At 73.1% G+C, this 18,060-nt stretch carries 15 protein-coding genes; 9 read left to right on the top strand and 6 right to left on the bottom strand.

Annotated elements, in window-relative coordinates; all coding sequences use genetic code 11:
• The first annotated feature begins 53 nt into the window (after positions 1-53).
• From HNP84_RS18610 to HNP84_RS18600, 3 genes are all read left to right on the top strand, one after another.
• Positions 54-1,223: an FIST signal transduction protein gene (locus HNP84_RS18610; protein ID WP_185051158.1), complete on the top strand. Its 1,170-nt coding sequence runs from the start codon at positions 54-56 to the stop codon at positions 1,221-1,223.
• A gap of 55 nt (positions 1,224-1,278) precedes the next feature.
• A complete protein-coding gene (gene ilvA, locus HNP84_RS18605; protein WP_185050994.1) occupies positions 1,279-2,499 on the top strand; it encodes a threonine ammonia-lyase in 1,221 nt (406 codons plus the stop codon).
• 147 nt (positions 2,500-2,646) lie between these two features.
• Positions 2,647-4,050, top strand: a complete 1,404-nt coding sequence (locus HNP84_RS18600) for a M1 family metallopeptidase (RefSeq protein WP_185050993.1) — start codon at positions 2,647-2,649, stop codon at positions 4,048-4,050.
• Positions 4,051-4,068: 18 nt separating this feature from the next.
• On the opposite strand, the gene HNP84_RS18595 is transcribed toward HNP84_RS18600, so the two are convergent.
• Together HNP84_RS18595 and hppD are read right to left on the bottom strand one after the other, a co-directional pair.
• The gene (locus tag HNP84_RS18595) at positions 4,069-5,586 is read right to left on the bottom strand and encodes a M1 family metallopeptidase (protein ID WP_185050992.1); all 1,518 of its coding nucleotides are present in this window, start codon (positions 5,584-5,586) and stop codon (positions 4,069-4,071) included.
• A 148-nt stretch (positions 5,587-5,734) separates the two neighbouring features.
• Positions 5,735-6,835: a 4-hydroxyphenylpyruvate dioxygenase gene (gene hppD / locus HNP84_RS18590; RefSeq protein ID WP_185050991.1), complete on the bottom strand. Its 1,101-nt coding sequence runs from the start codon at positions 6,833-6,835 to the stop codon at positions 5,735-5,737.
• A 104-nt stretch (positions 6,836-6,939) separates the two neighbouring features.
• Between hppD and HNP84_RS18585 the strand changes: the two genes are divergently transcribed.
• Entirely contained in the window at positions 6,940-7,419 is a 480-nt protein-coding gene (locus tag HNP84_RS18585; RefSeq protein ID WP_185050990.1) for an Lrp/AsnC family transcriptional regulator, read from the top strand.
• Positions 7,420-7,547: 128 nt separating this feature from the next.
• Entirely contained in the window at positions 7,548-9,803 is a 2,256-nt protein-coding gene (locus HNP84_RS18580) for a transglycosylase domain-containing protein (protein ID WP_185050989.1), read from the top strand.
• A gap of 31 nt (positions 9,804-9,834) precedes the next feature.
• On the opposite strand, the gene HNP84_RS18575 is transcribed toward HNP84_RS18580, so the two are convergent.
• Complete coding sequence (locus tag HNP84_RS18575; protein WP_185050988.1) at positions 9,835-10,992, bottom strand: MFS transporter; 1,158 nt, start codon at positions 10,990-10,992, stop codon at positions 9,835-9,837.
• Positions 10,989-11,513, bottom strand: a complete 525-nt coding sequence (locus tag HNP84_RS18570; protein ID WP_185050987.1) for a GNAT family N-acetyltransferase — start codon at positions 11,511-11,513, stop codon at positions 10,989-10,991. The genes HNP84_RS18575 and HNP84_RS18570 overlap by 4 nt, the downstream gene beginning before the upstream one ends.
• Before the next feature lie 49 nt (positions 11,514-11,562).
• Here HNP84_RS18570 and HNP84_RS18565 point away from each other — a divergent pair, with 49 nt between their 5' ends.
• Positions 11,563-12,135, top strand: a complete 573-nt coding sequence (locus tag HNP84_RS18565) for a helix-turn-helix domain-containing protein (protein ID WP_185050986.1) — start codon at positions 11,563-11,565, stop codon at positions 12,133-12,135.
• Here the strand turns inward: HNP84_RS18565 and HNP84_RS18560 are convergent.
• Positions 12,107-14,110: a thioredoxin domain-containing protein gene (locus tag HNP84_RS18560; protein WP_185050985.1), complete on the bottom strand. Its 2,004-nt coding sequence runs from the start codon at positions 14,108-14,110 to the stop codon at positions 12,107-12,109. The two genes, HNP84_RS18565 and HNP84_RS18560, sit on opposite strands and share 29 nt — an antisense overlap.
• A gap of 96 nt (positions 14,111-14,206) precedes the next feature.
• Positions 14,207-14,500 carry a hypothetical protein gene (locus tag HNP84_RS18555; protein ID WP_185050984.1) on the bottom strand — a complete coding sequence of 98 codons (294 nt, stop codon included), beginning with the start codon at positions 14,498-14,500 and terminating at the stop codon, positions 14,207-14,209.
• Between the two features lie 125 nt (positions 14,501-14,625).
• On the opposite strand from HNP84_RS18555, the gene HNP84_RS18550 reads away from it, so the two are divergent.
• The 3 genes from HNP84_RS18550 (at position 14,626) to HNP84_RS18540 (ending at position 18,052) form a co-directional block, all read left to right on the top strand.
• A complete protein-coding gene (locus tag HNP84_RS18550) occupies positions 14,626-15,777 on the top strand; it encodes a hypothetical protein (protein ID WP_185050983.1) in 1,152 nt (383 codons plus the stop codon).
• A gap of 62 nt (positions 15,778-15,839) precedes the next feature.
• Positions 15,840-16,565, top strand: coding sequence for a response regulator transcription factor (locus HNP84_RS18545; RefSeq protein ID WP_312925163.1), 726 nt, complete (start codon positions 15,840-15,842; stop codon positions 16,563-16,565).
• On the top strand, positions 16,565-18,052 hold the full coding sequence (locus HNP84_RS18540) for a sensor histidine kinase (RefSeq protein ID WP_185050981.1): 1,488 nt from the start codon (positions 16,565-16,567) through the stop codon (positions 18,050-18,052). Before HNP84_RS18545 ends, HNP84_RS18540 begins: the two co-directional genes overlap by 1 nt.
• Positions 18,053-18,060: the final 8 nt, after the last annotated feature.

Raw genomic sequence — 18,060 nt, 5'->3', positions numbered from 1 at the left:
GGGACAGCTCGGAGAAAAGCCTGTGACAAGGGGAGGCGAGAAGCGTGGCACTGATGACGACCCGCTTCGCCGATGGCCTCGCCGTTGGGACCGACCTGGTGGCGGCGGTTGAGTCGGCGGTCGGGCAGGCGCTGGCGGGACTGAGCGGCAGCCCCGACCTCGTCTGCTTCTTCATCTGCGGCGAGGACCCCGACGACGTGACCAGGGCCGGCCAGCGGGCCATGAGCATGGTCCCGGGCGCGCACGTGATCGGATGCAGCGCGACCGGGGTGATCGGCGACACGCGCGGCGTGGAGTTGGCCCCGGCGGCCAGCGCCTGGGCGGCGACCCTGGACGGGGCGCGCATCACGCCGTTCGCACTGGAGACGCTGCGCGCCGAGGACCGGTTCGTGGTGGTCGGACTGCCGGAGCGCAGCCCCGACGACAAGGTGGCCGTGCTGCTCGCCGACCCCTACAGCTTCCCCACCGACGCCTTCGTGGAGCGCTCGGGCGAGGTGCTGGGCGACCTGCCGCTGATCGGCGGGCTCGCCAACGGGCTGCAGGGACGCGGCTCGGTACGCCTGTTCGCCGACGGCGAGGTCTACGCCGAGGGCGCGATCGGGGTGATGCTCAGCGGCCGGATCTCGGTCAGCACCGTGGTCAGCCAGGGCTGCCGCCCCATCGGCCCCACCATGGTGGTCACCCGCGCCGAGGACAACCTGCTGCTCGAACTCGCCGGCCAGCCCGCCCTGGCCCGGCTGGAGGACATCGTCAGCGACCTGGAGGAGGACGATCGCGAGCTGGTCGCCTCCGGCCTGCAGATCGGCCTGGCCATGAACGAGTACGCCGAGCGGCACGAGCGCGGCGACTTCCTCATCCGCGGCGTGCTCGGCATCGATCCCGAGCGCGAGGCCGTGGCGATCGGCGACGTGGTGGACATCGGGCGTACGGTCAGGTTCCAGGTGCGCGACGCCGAGACCGCCGCGGAGGACCTGTACGAGCTGCTCGACGCCCACCGCGAGGAGTTCGGCCGGGTGGACGGCGCGCTGCTGTTCGCCTGCAACGGCCGGGGCTCGGCCATGTTCGGCACCTCCGACCACGACGCGCAGGCCGTGCGCGACACGCTGGGCCCCGTCGGCGTGGCCGGCTTCTTCGCCGCCGGCGAGGTGGGCCCGGTCGGAGGGCACAACCACGTGCACGGCTTCACCGCCTCCATCCTGGTGTTCTCCTCGGCTTCCGCGTAGCCGCTTGGTGGGAGGTTGCGGCCGTCTGGGGCTGGGCGGGTGGGAGACTGGTCCCATGGCCTCGCCCACGCCCACCGTGACCTACGACGACGTCGCCGCCGCCCGGGAGCTACTGTCCGACGTGATCGTGCACACGCCGGTCCTGCACTCGCGCGTGCTGTCCGACGCCGTCGGCGGCCCGGTGTACCTCAAGTGCGAGAACCTGCAGCGCGCGGGCTCGTTCAAGGTGCGCGGCGCGTACGTGCGGATCGCCGGCCTCGGTGAGGAGGAGCGGGCCAGGGGAGTGGTGGCCGCGAGCGCCGGCAACCACGCCCAGGGGGTCGCGCTGGCCGCCGGGCTGGTGGGTGCCAAGGCCACGGTCTACATGCCCGAGGGCGCGCCGCTGCCCAAGGTCGCCGCCACCCGCTCGTACGGCGCCGACGTGATCTTCGCCGGGCACACCGTGGACGCCGCGCTCGCCGCGGCCGTGGAGCACGCCGAGCAGACCGGGGCGATCTTCATCCACCCGTTCGATCACCCCCATGTGATCGCCGGGCAGGGCACGGTCGGGCTGGAGATCCTGGACCAGCTCCCCGACGTCGGCACGATCGTGCTGTCCATCGGCGGCGGCGGGCTGGCCGCGGGGGTGGCGCTGGCGGTGAAGTCGATGCGGCCGGGCGTGCGCGTGGTGGGCGTGCAGGCCGAGCGTGCGGCGGCCTACCCGGCGTCGCTCGCCGCCGGGCACCCGGTCATGATGGAGCCGCAGCCCACGATGGCCGACGGCATCGCGGTCGGCAAGCCGGGCGAGCTGCCGTTCGAGCTGATCCACTACCTGGTGGACAACGTGGTGACGGTGAGCGAGGAGGAGATCTCCCGGGCCCTGGTGCTGACGCTCGAACGCTCCAAGCTGGTCGTCGAGCCCGCCGGAGTGGCCGGGGTCGCCGCGCTGCTGGCTCACCCGCACGCCTTCGAGCCGCCCGTGGTGGCGGTGCTGTCGGGCGGCAACATCGACCCGCTGCTGCTGGCCAAGGTGCTGCGCCACGGCCTGGCCGCCGCCGGGCGCTACCTCGCCTTCCGCATCCGGCTCACCGACCGGCCGGGCGCGCTGGCCGCGCTGCTGGGACGCCTGGCCGAGCTGGGCGCGAACGTCCTGGAGATCGTGCACGAGCGGGTGGGCGTGCGGCTGCACCTGGACGAGGTCGAGGTGCTGTTGCAGCTTGAGACCAAGGGGCCCGCCCACTGCGAGGAAGTGCTCGGCGCGCTCCGCCGCGACGGCTACAAGCTGTTCTTCGGCTGATCCCGGGTTCTTCGGCTGGTCCCGGGTTCTTCGGCCGATCCCGCGTTACACGGGCCGTCCGGTTGATCGCGGCCACTTCCGGCGACGCCCTTTCCGAGCGGGGCTCACACTGCTACCTTCCGTGCAGATCCGATCTCGGGAGTCAGCATGCGGTCTCGCCTACCCTCGGTGATCGCGGCGGTCACGGCCGCCGCGGCGCTCATCGCTCCCACCGCCGCCACGCCCGCCTCCGCGAGCGCGGCGGCCTTCGCGCCGGGGGCGAGCGGCCTGGGCGACCCGTACTTCCCGCTGGCGGGCAACGGCGGCTACGACGCGCGCCACTACGACCTCAGCCTCGACTACACCCCCGCCTCGCGGACGGTGGCCGCGACCTCGGTGATGCGGGCGCGGGCCACGCAGGGCCTGTCCCGGTTCAACCTGGACTACTCCGGGCCCGAGATCACCTCGGTGACCGTGGACGGCCGCGGGGCCCGCTTCGCCCGCGACGGGCAGGAACTGGTCATCACCCCCGCCCGGCCGATCCGGCGCGGCGCCGAGTTCACCGTCAAGGTCGCCTACGCCGGCGAGCTGGGCGCGATCGAGGACGGGGCGCTGGGCAGGTACGGCTGGATTCCGACGGGTGACGGCGCGGTGGTGATGTCCCAGCCCGACGGCGCCCGCTCGTTCTACCCGGTCAACGACCACCCGCGCGACAAGGCCGCCTACCGGGTCACGATCACCGTGCCCGCGGGCCTGACCGCGCTGGCCAGCGGCGAGCCGGTCGGCAAGGTGCGCACCGCCAAGGGCCGGAGCACGGCCGTGTGGGCGTCCCGGGAGCCCATGGCGAGCTACCTGCTCACCGTCGCGATCGGGAAGTTCGCGGTCAAGGAGAGCTGGCGCGACGGCCTGCTCAACATCAGCGCCGTCGATCCCGCGCTGCACTCCGGCGACGGCGGGCTGCACGACACCACCGCCGAGGTCACCGCCTGGGCCGCCGACCGGTTCGGCATGTACCCGTTCTCCTCCATCGGCGGCATCGTGGACGACGCCAAGGTCGAGTACGCGCTGGAGACCCAGAACCGCCCCGTGTACGACACCGGGCTGCCCTCCACCGGCCTGATCGTGCACGAGATGGCGCACCAGTGGTTCGGCAACAGCGTCTCCCCGGCGAGCTGGAAGGAGATCTGGCTCAACGAGGGCTTCGCCACGTACGCCGAGTGGCTGTGGGAGGAGACCCACGGCGGCGACACCGCCCAGGAGACCTTCGACCGCTACTACGCCCGGCCCGAGAGCCACGCGATGTGGCACGCGCCGCTGCCCGGCGACCCCGGCCGCGACGACATGTTCGCCGGATCGGTCTACACCCGCGGCGCGATGACCGTGCACGCGCTGCGCCTCACGCTGGGCGATGAGGCGTTCGGCGAGCTGCTGCACGAGTGGGCCACCCGCCACCGCCACCGCACCGCGGCCACCGGCGACCTGATCGCGCTGGCGAGCAAGCGGGCCGGGCGGGACCTGACCCCGCTGTTCACCGCCTGGCTCCACACCGACGGCAAGCCCGCGAGTCCCTGATCGCGCACCAGGGCCCGGTCACCAGGAGGTCGGGCGCTCCGGGGTGAACAGCCACGCCTGGAACAGCTTGTCCAGGTCCTTGCCGCTGACCTTCTCGGCCATCGCGATGAACTGGTCGGTGGTCGCGTTGCCGTACTTGTTCTCCTGGGCCCAGTCGCGCAGCAGCTTGAAGAACGCCGGGTCGCCGATGCGCTGGCGCAGCGCGTGCAGGGTGAGCCCGCCCCGGGTGTAGACGGAGTTGTTGAACAGGTCGTCGGGGCGGGCCTTGCCCGGCGGGTAGGCCCACATCGGGTCGTCCTTGGAGTTGTAGTAGGTCTTGAACATCGCCTCGGCGGTGCCCTTGCCCTTGTGCTCGCTCCACAGCCACTCGGCGTACGTCGCGAAGCCCTCGTTCAGCCACAGGTCCTGCCAGCGCCTGATGCTGACGCTGTTGCCGAACCACTGGTGGGCCAGCTCGTGGGCGATGATGGTCTCGTCGGGGTCGAACCCGCCGTAGATCGGCTTGGTCTGGTTCTCCAGGGCGTAGCCGGCGTTGAAGTCGTCGACCACCCCGCCGGTGGAGGAGAACGGGTAGGGCCCGAAGACCGTGCTCCAGTAGTCGGTGATCTCGCCCGAGGTGGTGTAGAGCCGCTGCAGCGAGTCGGCGTACTGCGGATCGACGGCGGCGAGGTTGGGGATGCCGTCCTCGGTCTTGCCCTGCTTGAGCTGGAACTTGCCCAGCGTCATCGTGGCGAGGTAGGTGACCATGGGATGGCGCTCGCGCCAGGTGTAGGTGGTCTTGCCGCCGCTGGTGGCCGGCTGCGCGGTCATCTCGCCGTTGGCCAGCGCGGTCACGCCCTGCGGCACCGTGATCGAGAAGTCGAAGGTGGCCTTGTCGGCGGGGTGGTCGTTGCCGGGGAACCACGTCTTGGCGCCGTTGGGCTCGCAGGTGACGAACGCGCCGTCGGGGGTGGCGACGAAGCCGTACACGCCGAGGTTGTTGGCGTCGCGGATGGGCCCGGGCCGGCCGCCGTAGCGCACCTCGACCGTGAAGTCCTGGTCGTCCTTCAGCGCGGCCGGGGGCGAGACGCTCAGCTCGGTGCCCTGGCGGGAGAACTGCGCGGGGGTGCCGCCGACGCGCACGGACTGGACGGTCAGGCCGGACAGGTCGAGGTTGAACCGGGCCAGCTCCTGCGTGGCGCGGGCCTGGATGGTGGCGGTGCCGTCGAGGTGCTTGGTGGCCGGGTCGTAGGCGAGCACCAGGTTGTAGTGGCGGACGTCGTAGCCGCCGTTGCCGTCGGTGGGGAAGTCGGGGTCGCCGATGCCGGGCGCGCCCACCGCTCCCCCAGCCGCCGGGGTGGCCTGCGAGGTGGCCGGGGCCGTGGCCGTTCCGGTCGCCTTCGGCAGGCCGGGCGGCTCGTCGGTCGCGCCGGACGGGGCGCAGCCGGTGAGCACCGCGAGCGCCAGCGCTCCGGCGAGCGTGGCGCGCAGCGCGGGCCGTGGCCGTGGTGGGGCAGCCGGTGTGATGAGCGCGTGTGCGAGCCGGCCGGACGCCATATGCCGCAGGTCCCCTCTCCGTTCGGGCTGGAACGGCCCGGGACCCGCCGAGCCGTCATCCCGCAGACTACGCGCTGCGTGGCCGGGCGGGCCGGGCATCCGGATTCAGGCGAGACCGTGTCGCACCGTTATGGGAGGCTCGCGACGGTCAGAGATTGCCGCGCGCCTCCTGTTCGCGCTCGATGGCCTCGAACAGCGCCTTGAAGTTGCCCTTGCCGAAGCCGAGCGACCCGTGGCGCTCGATCAGCTCGAAGAACACCGTCGGCCGGTCCTGCACCGGCTTGGTGAAGATCTGCAGCAGGTAGCCGTCCTCGTCGCGGTCCACGAGGATGCGCCGCTTCTTCAGCTCCTCGATCGGCGCGCGCACCTTGCCGATCCTGGCACGCAGCTCGGGGTCGTCGTAGTAGGAGTCGGGCGTGTCCAGGAACTGGACCCCGGCGGCCCGCATGGCGTCCACGGTGGCCAGGATGTCGCTGGTGGCCAGCGCGATGTGCTGTACGCCCGGCCCGCCGTAGTACTCCAGGTACTCGTCGATCTGCGACTTCTTCCGCGACACGGCCGGCTCGTTCAGCGGGAACTTGATCTTGCGGCTGCCGTCGGCGACCACCTTGGACATCAGCGCGGAGTACTCGGTGGCGATGTCGTCGCCGATGAACTCGGCCATGTTGGTGAAGCCCATGACCCGGTGGTAGAACTCCACCCACTCGTCCATCTTGCCCAGCTCGACGTTGCCGACGCAGTGGTCGATCGCCTGGAACAGCCGCCGGTCCGGCGGCGCGACGAGCGGCTCGGCGGCGACGTACCCGGGCAGGTAGGGGCCGCTGTAGTTGGCCCGGTCCACCAGCGTGTGCCGGGTCTCGCCGTACGTCGCGATGGCCGCGAGGACGACCTTGCCGTGCTCGTCCTCGGCCACGTGCGGCTCGACGAGCCCGCGCGCGCCCCGCTCCACGGCGTGCCGGTAGGCGGCCTCCACGTCGGGCACGTCGATGGCCAGGTCGATCACGCCGTCGCCGTGCTCGGCGACGTGCCTGGCCAGGTCGGTCCCCGCCCGCACCGGGCCGCGCAGCTCGAAGCGCGCGCCGCCCGAGACGAGCACGTACGCCGCCTCGTCCCGGCTGCCGGTCTCGGGGCCCCGGTAGGCCACCAGGCGCATGCCGAAGGCGGTCGAGTAGTAGTGCGCGGCCTGCTTGGCGTTGCCGACCGCGAACACCACGGCGTCCATTCCACGTACCGGAAACTCATCACCCATACCCCCTACTGTCGATTTCGCTGGATTAGTTGTGCAAGAGTTACCTGAATCAGTGCACAATCTGCTCAGTCAGCCATGCCGCCGCCCGGGAGGTCCTGTACACGATGACGATCGACGCGCTCGACGCCAAGCTGATCGAGACCTTCGCCCGCGAGCCCCGCCTGGGGGTGCTGGAGTGCTCGCGCCGGCTCGGGGTGGCGCGCGGCACCGTCCAGGCGCGCCTGGACCGGCTCGCCGCCCGCGGCGTGATCACCGGGTACGGCCCCGACGTGAGCCCCAGCGCGCTCGGCTACGACGTGACCGCGTTCGTCACGCTGGAGATCCGGCAGGTCAGCGGGCACGACCCGGTGGCCGACCGGCTCGCCGCGATCCCCGAGGTGCTGGAGGTGCACACGATCACCGGCAGCGGCGACATGCTGTGCCGGGTGGTCGCCCGCAGCAACGCCGACCTGCAGCGGGTGATCGACCGCATCGTGGACGTGCAGGGGGTGTTGCGCACGTCGTCGGTGATCGCGCTGGACACTCCCGTCCCATACCGAGTCCTGCCGTTGGTCGCGGAAGCCTCTCGGTTCGGTGCGCGCTAGCCGTACCATCCTGGTGGAGGACGCGAGCACCGTTATCGATCGTTTACCCTTAACGTCCGCCTGGCCTGGCCCAAAGGCCGCGGGAATGATCGGGGGGGTTGCGGGTGCGGAACGGCGAGGAGAACGAGATGCCCGGCAGGACTCTCCGGTCGGTCCTGCCCGACGCGGCACGGCTGAGGACCGCCCTTCCCGGCGGGGCGGCGGTCCGGCGCGCGCTTTCCCGCGCGCTTTCCCGGGCGGTGCCCCGGGACGGCGCCAAGCGGCAGGCCGGGCGGCGGCGCTGGACGCGCCACATCCTGCTCGGCGTGGCCGCGGTGTTCGCGCTCGGCGCGGTGCTGTTCGCGGTCGCCTGGGCGCTCACCCCGATCCCCGAGGGCGCCCAGAAGCAGGCGGTCGCGCAGGGCTCGGTGATCTACTACCGCGACGGCAAGACCGTGCTGGCCAAGCAGGGGGTCAACCGCAGCAACGTCGAGCTGGCCAAGGTCCCGGCGCACGTCCGCAACGCGGTCATCGCCGCCGAGAACCGCACCTTCTACGAGGACACCGGCGTCTCGCTGTCCGGCACGATGCGCGCCGTGTGGTCCACGGTCACCGGCAGGCAGCTCCAGGGCGGCTCGACCATCACCCAGCAGATGGTGCGCAACTACTACAGCGGCCTGAGCCAGGAGCGCTCGGTCGCGCGCAAGTTCAAAGAGATCATGGTCGCGCTGAAGGTGGACCAGTCCAAGTCCAAGGACTGGGTGCTGCAGCAGTACCTCAACACGATCTACTTCGGGCGCGGCGCCTGGGGGATCGAGGCGGCCTCGCAGGCGTACTTCGGTAAGAACGTGGGCGAACTCTCCGTCGCCGAGGGCGCCTACCTCGCGGCGGTGATCCAGCAGCCCTCGCGCTACGCCGACCCCAAGGGCGCCGACCTCGCCGCGGCCACCGAGCGCTGGCAGTGGGTGATCGACGCCATGGTGCAGACCGGCGCGCTCGGCGAGCAGCAGGCCGCGCGGCAGAAGTTCCCCGAGCTGGCCGAGGTCAAGAGCACGCTGGCCCCCAAGGGCCAGGTCAACTACATGCTCGACCAGGTCCGGGCCGAGCTGAACCGGCGCGGCTACACCGACGAGGACATCAACCAGGGCGGGCTGAAGGTCATCACGACCTTCGACAAGAAGCTGATGGCCGCGGCCGAGAAGGCCGTGACCTCGGTGCTGCCCGACGGCACCCCCAAGCAGGTGCGCACCGGCCTGGCCGCGGTCGATCCGGCGACCGGCGAGGTGGTCGCGTTCTACGGCGGGCGCTACAAGTCCTCCCAGTACGACAACGCGTTCTCGGCCAAGGTGCAGGCGGGCTCCACGTTCAAGCCGTACACGCTGGCGGCGGCGCTGGAGAGCGGGCTGCCGCTGTCCACCCGGGTCAACGGCAACTCGCCGATGCGGGTGGCCTCGACGCCGATCCCCAACTCCGGCGGCACCTCGTACGGGATGATCAACCTGGTCTCCGCCACGCAGCACTCGGTGAACACCGCGTTCGTGGACCTCGGGCAGCGGATCGGCCTGGACAAGGTGGCCGAGCTGGCCGAGAAGGTCGGCATCCCGGCCGAGCAGATCGACCCGCACAAGGACGCCGCCACCTTCCCGCTGGGCGTGGCGTCGGTGAGCGCGGTCCAGCAGGCGTCCGGGTTCTCCGCGTTCGCCAACAACGGCACCTACCACGCGGCCCACGTGATCCGCTCGGTCACCGACGCCTCGGGGCGCAAGGTGAAGATCAGCGAGCCCGGGGTGCGGGCGTTCGGCGAGCAGACCGCGGCCGACGCGACGTACGCGATGGAGCAGGTCGTACGCGCCGGCACCGGCACCGCCGCCCGCCTGTACGACCGCCCGGTGGCCGGCAAGACCGGCACCACCGACGACTCCGGCGCGGTCTGGTTCGCCGGCTACACCCCGCAGCTCTCCACCGCGGTGAACATGTTCCGCGACGACAACGAGACCGTCACGGTCCCCGGCTACGGCGCCCTGTACGGCGGCACGCTCCCGGCCAGGATCTGGCAGGCGTTCATGGCCGAGGCCATGCGCGACAAGCCGGTCAAGGAGTTCCCCGAGCCGTCCGAGTACGGCTGGGGCGGCTACTGGGACGACGGCGACGACGGCGGCTGGGACGGCGGCTACGACGACGACCGGCCGGTCGTCCCCGACCCCGAGCCCACCGACGAGGGCCCGGTGGACCCGGTGCCCACCCCGCCCGAGATCAGCCAGGGCCCCGGGCCTGGCGAGGGCGAGGACGAGGGCGAGGAGACCGTCCCCGACACGCCCGACGACGAGCCGGAGTCCCCGCCCGACTCGCCCGAGACCGTGCCGACCGAGCAGGGGCCCGACACCGACATCCGCCCGGCCGCGTAGCGGCCGTCAACGGCGGGCCGCGTAGCGGCCGTCAGCGGCGGGCGGCCAGGGCCGCGGCCAGCAGGCCGGTGACCGTCAGCGTGAGCAGGGCGGGGGTGTAGCCGCCCATGGCGTCGGCCAGCAGGGCTCCGGCGGCGGGCGCCACGGCGATGGCGGCCGACGCCGGGGCGGTGAAGACGCCGTTGAGGGTGCCGAAGTGGCGGGTGCCCCAGCGGTCGCTGACCGCGGTGGCCTGCACCAGCGTGAACGCGCCCCGGGCCGCGCCCGCGTACGCCGCCGCGGCCACCAGGGCGGCGGCCGGGCCGGTCAGCACGGCGAGCAGGGCCGTCGCGGTGGCGCCGCCGGCCAGGATGCCGACGGTTCTCGCCGTGGGCGTGGTACGGCGGCTCAGGCCCGCGTACCCGATGCGGCCGAGCACCTGGCCCACCCCGCACACCGCCAGCGCCGTCGCCGCCACGGCCTCGCCCGTGCCCCGGGCGATCAGCAGCGGCACCAGGTTGACCGTGGCCGCGTACAGGCCGAACCCGGCCAGGGCCAGCGCGGCCGACAGGGTGGCGAAGCCGGGGCTGCGGATCGTGTCGCGGATGTGGGCCCGCGGCCTGGCCGTGGCGGGCCCGCGGGGCCAGGGCTCGGTCAGGAAGATCGCGTGCAGCGGGATCGTGACCAGGGCGAGGATCGCGGCCAGGGCCAGGTAGGCGCCGCGCCAGCCCAGGTGGGCGGCCAGGACGGCGGTCAGGGGGGCGAAGACCGTGCTGGCCAGGCCGCCGGCCAGGGAGAGCACGGTCAGGGCGCGTACGCGGTCGGGGCCGTACCAGCGGGTGAGCGCGGCGAAGGCGGGCGGGTAGAGCGTGGCGGCCTGGGCCAGGCCGACCAGGGTCCACGCGGCGAAGAACGCGGGCAGGGTGCGCGCCTGCGACACCGCCACCAGGCCGCAGGCCGCCAGCACCGAACCGGTCGTCATCACCGCGCGCGGGCCGTAGCGGTCGAGCAGCCGCCCCACCGGGACGCCCGCCGCCGCCGAGACCACCAGGCCGGTGGAGAAGGCGGTCATCGCGGTCCCGGCCGGCCAGCCGGTCTCCGCCGTCACCCGGTGCAGCACCACGGGCAGGGCGTAGTTCAGCGCGCCCCAGCTCGTGATCTCGGTGGCGCACAGCGCCCACAGCGCGCGGCGCGGCCCCGCCCGGCTCACGGCCCGGAGGGTGCGGAGGGTGTGGCGGCGGTCAGGTCGAGCTGCATGAGGACGGTGTCGATCCAGCGGCCGTGCTTGTGGCCCACCGCCGTCAGCCGCCCGGCGTACTCGAAGCCGGCGCGGCGGTGCAGGGCCTCGGAGGCGGGGTCGCCGGTGTCGGCGATCACCGCGACCACCTGCCGCACCCCGGCGGCCGCGCAGCCCGCGATCAGCTCGCCGAGCAGCGCGCGGCCCAGACCGGCGCCGGTGCGGCCGGGGGCGAGGTAGATCGTGTCCTCGGCGGTGTGGCGGTAGGCGGGCTTGGGCCGCCACGGGCCCGCGTACGCGTAGCCGGCCACCTGCCCATCGGCCTCCGCCACCAGGAACGGCAGCCCGCGGGCGGCCAGGTCGGCGCGGCGGGCCCGCCACGCGGCGACGGACGGCGGCTCCTCCTCGAAGGTGGCCACGCTCTCGGCGACGTAGTGCGCGAAGATCCGTGCCACCGCGGGCAGGTCGCGTTCTTCCGCTTTCCGGATCACCATTCCCGATCACTTCCGCTATAGTGGAATTAGTATCTATTATAGAGGAATCATGGATCTGTCGGAACTGGGGAAACGGGTGCAGGGGCTGCGCGCCGAGCGCCGGCTCACCCTCCAGGCGCTGGCCGAGGCCGCCGGGGTGAGCGTCAGCATGCTCTCCTCGGTCGAGCGTGGCGAGAAGGCGCCCACCGTGGTCGTGCTGGCACGGATCGCCGACGGGCTCGGCGTGCCGCTCGCCGTGCTGGTGACCGCCCCCGACGAGGACCGGGTGATCGTACGGCGCGCCGCGGAGCAGGACGTCGCCGACGAGCCCGGCGGGTGGCGGCGGGTGATCCTCTCCCCGGTGGTGCCCGGGGTCAACTTCGAGTGGATCAAAGTCACGCTGCCGCCCGGGTGCGACGCCGGCGACTATCCGGCGTACGCGCCCGGATCACACGAGTTCATCGCCGTCGAGTCGGGCACGGTGCGGCTGACCGTGGCCGGCACGCCGTACGAGCTGGGCGCGGGCGACTCGCTCTACTTCGCCGCCGACGCCCCGCACGCCTACGCCAACCCCTCGCACGACACGCCGTGCACGTACTACGTGGCGGCGCTGATCATGCGCTCCCGGATGCCGCGGCGCTGAGCTGGGCCTTCAGCTCCGCTGGGGAGGTGGTCGGGGCCTGGCAGGCGAAGTGGCGGCACACGTACGCCGCCGGGCGGCCGTCGATCAGCGAACGGTGCTCCAGCAGCGGCACCTCCTGCCGCTCCGCGGGCGCCCCACGGGCGATGACCAGCCCCGGGCTGGTGGACATCAGCGCCGCACGGTGCAGCGCCGCGGTCTCGGGGGCGTCGTCGGGGCCGAGCACGGCCACCTCGACCGGGCCCGCGAGCACCGCCTCGGTCACGGCCAGCCCCCACCCGGCGAACCTGGAGTGCTTGCCCGCCAGCACGGACACGGTGCCCAGCGCCGCCTCCGCCGCCTCGCGGTGCCGGGCCGAGCCGGTCAGCGCCGCGTACGACAGCAGCGCGCCCGCCGCGCCGAACTGGCCCGAGGGCGTCGCGTTGTCGGTCGGGTCCTGGGGCCGCTGGAACAGCCGCTCGGCGTCGTCGGCGGTGTCGTAGAAACCGCCCCGGCCGTCGGCGAACCGGTCCAGCACCACGCCGAGCAGGTCGCCCGCGCGCAGGAACCAGCGGGTCTCGCCGGTCACGGCGTACAGGGCGAGCATGCCCTCGGCCACGTCGGCGTAGTCCTCCAGCACCCCGGCGTTCGCGGACGGGCGCCCGTCGCGCGAGGTGCGCAGCAGCCGCACGCCGTTCCAGTGCACCTCGTCCAGCAGCACCGCCGCACCCCGCGCCGCGCGCACCAGGTCGGGGCGGCCGAACAGCGCGCCGGTCTCGGCCAGGGCCGCGATGACCAGGCCGTTCCACGCGGCCACGATCTTGTCGTCGCGCCCCGGCCGCACCCGGAGCTCGCGGGCGGCGAGCAGCGCCTGCCGGATGCGCTCAAAGCCCTCCGGCGGGTCCTCCCGCAGTTGCAGCACCGACATGCCGTGCTCGAAGGTGCCGGCCTCGGTCACCCCGAACACCGACGCGGCCAGCGCCGCGTCCTCCTCGCCCAGCACCTCGCGCAGCTCGGCCGGGGTCCAGGCGTAGAACTTGCCCTCGACGCCCTCGCTGTCGGCGTCGAGCGCCGAGGCGAAGCCGCCCTCGGGGGTGAGCATCTCGCGCAGCAGCCAGTCGGCCGTCTCCAGCGCGATCCGCCTGGCCAGGACCGAGCCGGTCTGCCGCCACCAGTGCGCGTAGACGCGCAGCAGCAGCGCGTTGTCGTAGAGCATCTTCTCGAAGTGCGGCACCACCCAGCCGGCGTCCACGCTGTAGCGGGCGAAGCCCCCGCCGAGCTGGTCGTACATGCCGCCGCGGGCCATGGCCTCCAGCGTGGCCTCGGCCATCTCCAGCGCCCGCGCCGCGGTCGCCCCGCGCTCGCGCGCCGCGTGCCGCAGCAGGAACTCCAGCACCATCGACGGCGGGAACTTGGGCGCACCCCCGAACCCGCCCCGCGCGGCGTCGAAGGACGTGGACAGATCGCGTACGGCCGCCGCCGCGGTCTCGGCCGTCGGCGCGGGCCCCTGCGGCAGCGCGGCCCGCTCGTTCAGCGCCTCGACGATCTTGGCGCCCTGCCCGGTCACCGCCTCGCGCTCCTCGCGCCACACCTGCGCCACCCCGAGCAGCAGCCGCTGGAACTGGGCCCGAGGGAAGTAGGTCCCCGCGTAGAAGGGCGTGCCGTCGGGCGTGGCGAACACCGTCATCGGCCACCCGCCCTGCCCGGTCATCGCCTGCGTGGCGCCCATGTAGACCGCATCGACGTCGGGCCGCTCCTCCCGATCGACCTTCACGCTGACGAAGTGCTCGTTCATCAGCGCGGCGGTCGCCTCGTCCTCGAACGACTCGTGCGCCATCACGTGGCACCAGTGGCACGACGAATAGCCCACGGAGATCAGCAACGGCACGTCACGCCTGCGCGCCTCCCGCATCGCCTCCTCCCCCCACGGCCACCAGTGGACCGGGTTGTCGGCATGCTGCTGAAGGTAAGGAGAGGTCTCGCCACCGAGCCTGTTCATAAACCCAGGCTCTCACATCGTCGGAACAGCACTATGCGGGTGAGGATCACTCGCTGGTTCTTCCGGTCGACGCGGTACTCGGCGATGCCGTACTGGTCACCGGAGGCCGCGCTCCCGGCGCCGGCGAAAAACGTCGTCCATACTCGTGATCGGCAGATTCCCAGCCTCGGCCGCCGCCCGGATGCGGTCACGATCGGGATCGGTGTCGAGCATCGCCCGGCCCCACCAGGCGTTCAGCACGCCGTCCAGCTCCGGGCCCTGGTGGGCTTCCAGAAGCTCGGCGAAGAACCGGGCTCGCCGGCTTCCCCGCAGCGCATTGGAGATGCCGCCGATCGTCCGAAACACCCTCGGCTGGTCTGCCGTGCCCCCGTGGACTGGCTGAGCGCTCATGACACCACCTTTCTCGCTCCTCAGGGGACGACGAGTCCCGGGCCGTCGGCGGGAATCCCATGGGGTCTCACCTGGGGGCGCGGGGGCGGTGCGGATCGGAGGGTGGGGGCGTAGGCTGAGGTCGCGTGGATCTGGACTTCGTCTGCTCGCACGCCGGGCGGCCCGTCGGCGCGCTGACCCGGCGCGATGTGGCGCGGGCGCTGCTGGCCGTGCCCACGGGGGTGGCCCTGGTCGGGCTGCCCGACCTGCGCCGCGCGCTGATCGCGGCGGGCAATCCGCTGAGCGCGCCGTTCTGGGAGTCGGCCAAGGCCACGCTGGGGTCGATCGAGGCCGGGGTGGCCACGATCGGCGACGTGCAGCGCTGGCTGGAGTCCACGGGCAGCGAGCCCATATTGATCACGCGCAGCTACTTCGTCTGGCCCGAGGAGGAAGAGCGCGGGCCGGTCGCCGCCGAGATGTACGACCTGCTGGTCGCCCACCTCGAAGGGCTGGTCGCCGAGGGGCGGATCGACCCCGACGCGCTGGCCCGGGGCGATGTCGCCGCGCGGCACGCGTACGAGGACCTGCAAGAGGAGTGGCTGGACACGCCGCTGCCCGATGGGCGGGTGCCGCGCAACGTGGTCACCGACGAGCAGGACGAGGAGCTGTACGCCGCCTACGACGAGGAGGAGGCGTTCGCGCTGGCCGAGCTGCGCCGCCTGCTCGGCGAGCTGCCCGAGCCGCCGCGCCCCGAGGCCGAGCTGCGCGCCGCGGCGGCCCGGCTGCGCAAGACGCTGGCCGAGCCGGGCTACCCGGGCAACGTGCTGCGGGCCTGCGCCGGGTTCGAGGGGCCCAGGCTCCCCGACGACGACGTGGAGCTGTGGCTCACCGTCGCGGCCGGCGTGGCGGGCCCGATCTCCGACCTGCCCGAGGAGGAGGACACGGTCGAGGAGTTCGTCGACCTGGACGGCGAGCTGCGGCACGAGGACACCGTCCTGGCCTCCCTGTGCGCCATCCACCACGCCGACTGGCTGGCCGCGGTGACCGCGCTGGCCCGGCGCGGCCCCGGCGTGCTCGCCTCCCCCGAGCGGATCGCCCGGCTCATCGCCGAGTCCGAGGACATCGAGGTCGAGTCGGACGATCCGGACGAGGTGGAGGCGACGGAGACCCTGTTCACCTCGGTCACCCCGCTGTGGGCCGCGCTCGGCATCGTGGACGAGGACGAACTGCTGACCCCCCTCGGCTGGTGGGGCCTGCCCAAGGCCCTCGAACGGGCCTGGAGCGCGTCGGGGGAGTGAGGACTCCCTCTCCCGGCGGCCGTTCTATGGGTTCTCTAAGATCCTCGGGTCACACTGGGAACGTGGACGCGCGCATTCTGGTGGTGGACGACGAGCCCAACCTGGCCGACCTCGTGGCGATGGCGCTGCGCTACGAGGGCTTCGAGGTCGCCGCGGTGGGGTCGGGCGGGCGGGCGCTCGCCCTGGTGCCGGAGTTCCGCCCCGACCTGATCGTGCTGGACATCATGCTTCCCGATATTTCGGGCATGGAGGTGTGCCGCAGGCTCAAACTCGACGGCGTGGACACCCCGGTCGTCTTCCTCACCGCCAAGGACGCCACCGAGGACAAGGTCGGCGGGCTGATGGCGGGAGGCGACGACTACGTCACCAAGCCGTTCAGCCTGGAGGAGCTGATCGCGCGGGTACGCGTCGTGCTGCGCCGTACCCGCGTCGAGGAGCGGCGCACCGCCCGGCTGGCCTTCGCCGACCTGGAGATCGACGAGGAGGCGTACGAGGTGCGGCGCGGCGGCCTGCTCGTCGAGCTCACGCCGACCGAGTACAAGCTGCTGCGCTACCTGCTGGTCAACGCCGGCCGGGTGCTGACCAAGCGGCAGATCCTGGACCACGTGTGGGAGTACGACTTCGGCGGCAACGACGGCGTCGTGCAGACGTACGTGAGCTACCTGCGCCGCAAGGTGGACGCGCACGGGCCGCCGCTGATCCACACCGTGCCCCGGGTCGGCTACGTCCTGCGCCTGCCCCGAACGGAGCGGGAGCGCACCGGCGCCGCCGCCGCCGGGAGCCCCTGATGTCACTGCGCGCCCGGCTGACGCTGACCGTGCTGCTCCTGCTGGCCGGAGGGCTGGTCGGGGTCCCCCTGGCCACCTGGGGGGTGACCAAGGACGTCACCGCCGAGCGGGGCCGGGTCCAGCTCGACACCGCGGCGCGGGTGGTGACCCCCATGCTGGCGGCGGGCACCTCGCTGAGCGACGTCTCGCGGGACGCGCCGGCCGGCACCATGCTGCGCGCGGTCGGGGCCGCGGGCGGCGCGCCGTCCTTCTTCGAGGTGCGCGAGCGCGACGGCACGGTGGCCGAGACCCTCGCGTACGACGGGGCGCCGAAGCTGCCGGCGAAGATGCCCGCCGAGCTGTTCCCGCCGCCCGGCGGAGTGAGGTACGGGGGCGACAAGAGCGGCGGCAAGGGGCCGCCGCTCGCCGACGGAGGCGCCTGGCACCTGCGCGCGTCCTGGCTGCCCGACGGGCGCCTCCTCCTGGTGGGGGTGCGCACGAGGGAGATGGACAGCCTGGTCGGGCGGCTGACCGGGGTGCAGTCCGCGATCACGATGCTGGCGCTGGTCGTGCTCGCCGTCATCGCGTTCCGGGCGATCCGCCGCGTGCTGCGTCCGTTGGACGCCATCGCCGCCGAGGCCGGCGCCATCGGCCGCGCCGCCGCCGCCGACGGCGGAGAGGCCGCCGAGGCCCTGCGCCGGCGGGTGGAGCCCGCCGACGAGCGCTCGGAGGCCGGTCGGCTCGGGCTCGCGCTCAACGCCATGCTGGGCCGGATCGAGGCCGCCTTCCGGGAGCGGGAGGCGAGCGAGGAGCGCCTGCGCCGCTTCGTCGCCGACGCCTCGCACGAACTGCGCACCCCGGTCGCCGCCATCCGCGGGTACGCCGAGCTGTTCCGCCGCGGCGCGGCCAGCCGCCCCGACGACCTGGCCAAGACCATGAGCAGGATCGAGTCCGAGGCCACGCGCATGGGCGTGCTGGTGGACGAACTGCTGCTGCTGGCCCGGCTGGACCAGGGCCGCCCGCTGCAACGCGACCCCATCGAGCCCGGCGCGCTCGCCGCCGAGGCGGTCGCCGCGGCCCGCGCGGTCGATCCCGGCCGTCCCCTCACCCTGTCGGTGACCCCGGTCGTGGTGCTGGGCGACGCCATGCGGCTGCGCCAGGTCCTGGACAACCTGCTCGCCAACGTGCGCGGGCACACCCCGCCGGGCACGCCCGCGTCCGTACGGGTGGCGGTGGAGGGCGACACCGTCGTGATCGAGGTCGCCGACGAGGGACCGGGGCTCACACCCGAGCAGCGCGCCCGCGTCTTCGAACGCTTCTACCGCGCCGACCCGGGCCGCTCCCGCGACCGCGGCGGCGCCGGCCTGGGCCTGGCCATCGTCGCCGCCGTCGCCGCCGCCCACGGCGGCGAGGCCACCGTACGCAGCGAACCCGGCCGCGGCGCCGCCTTCACGATCCGCCTGCCCAAGGCCCCCACCCCGGCCCCGGTGCCAACGTTCAGCATCTGAAGCCCGGA

Origin of the sequence: Thermocatellispora tengchongensis (assembly GCF_014202315.1) — a bacterium.
GTDB classification, from domain to species: domain Bacteria; phylum Actinomycetota; class Actinomycetes; order Streptosporangiales; family Streptosporangiaceae; genus Thermocatellispora; species Thermocatellispora tengchongensis.
Note: the sequence above shows the minus strand (reverse complement) of the source record. Positions and strands in the feature narration are given on the sequence as shown.

What these genes read in the sequence shown, in the direction of transcription:
- hppD (WP_185050991.1), bottom strand. Translation starts at nt 6,835, where the DNA reads ATGGGTGATGAGTTTCCGGTACGTGGAATGGACGCCGTGGTGTTCGCG.
- HNP84_RS18565 (WP_185050986.1), top strand. Translation starts at nt 11,563, where the DNA reads ATGGATCTGTCGGAACTGGGGAAACGGGTGCAGGGGCTGCGCGCCGAG.
- HNP84_RS18595 (WP_185050992.1), bottom strand. Translation starts at nt 5,586, where the DNA reads ATGGCGTCCGGCCGGCTCGCACACGCGCTCATCACACCGGCTGCCCCA.
- ilvA (WP_185050994.1), top strand. Translation starts at nt 1,279, where the DNA reads ATGGCCTCGCCCACGCCCACCGTGACCTACGACGACGTCGCCGCCGCC.
- HNP84_RS18580 (WP_185050989.1), top strand. Translation starts at nt 7,548, where the DNA reads ATGCCCGGCAGGACTCTCCGGTCGGTCCTGCCCGACGCGGCACGGCTG.
- HNP84_RS18560 (WP_185050985.1), bottom strand. Translation starts at nt 14,110, where the DNA reads ATGAACAGGCTCGGTGGCGAGACCTCTCCTTACCTTCAGCAGCATGCC.
- HNP84_RS18540 (WP_185050981.1), top strand. Translation starts at nt 16,565, where the DNA reads ATGTCACTGCGCGCCCGGCTGACGCTGACCGTGCTGCTCCTGCTGGCC.
- HNP84_RS18585 (WP_185050990.1), top strand. Translation starts at nt 6,940, where the DNA reads ATGACGATCGACGCGCTCGACGCCAAGCTGATCGAGACCTTCGCCCGC.
- HNP84_RS18555 (WP_185050984.1), bottom strand. Translation starts at nt 14,500, where the DNA reads ATGAGCGCTCAGCCAGTCCACGGGGGCACGGCAGACCAGCCGAGGGTG.
- HNP84_RS18610 (WP_185051158.1), top strand. Translation starts at nt 54, where the DNA reads ATGACGACCCGCTTCGCCGATGGCCTCGCCGTTGGGACCGACCTGGTG.
- HNP84_RS18600 (WP_185050993.1), top strand. Translation starts at nt 2,647, where the DNA reads ATGCGGTCTCGCCTACCCTCGGTGATCGCGGCGGTCACGGCCGCCGCG.
- HNP84_RS18570 (WP_185050987.1), bottom strand. Translation starts at nt 11,513, where the DNA reads ATGGTGATCCGGAAAGCGGAAGAACGCGACCTGCCCGCGGTGGCACGG.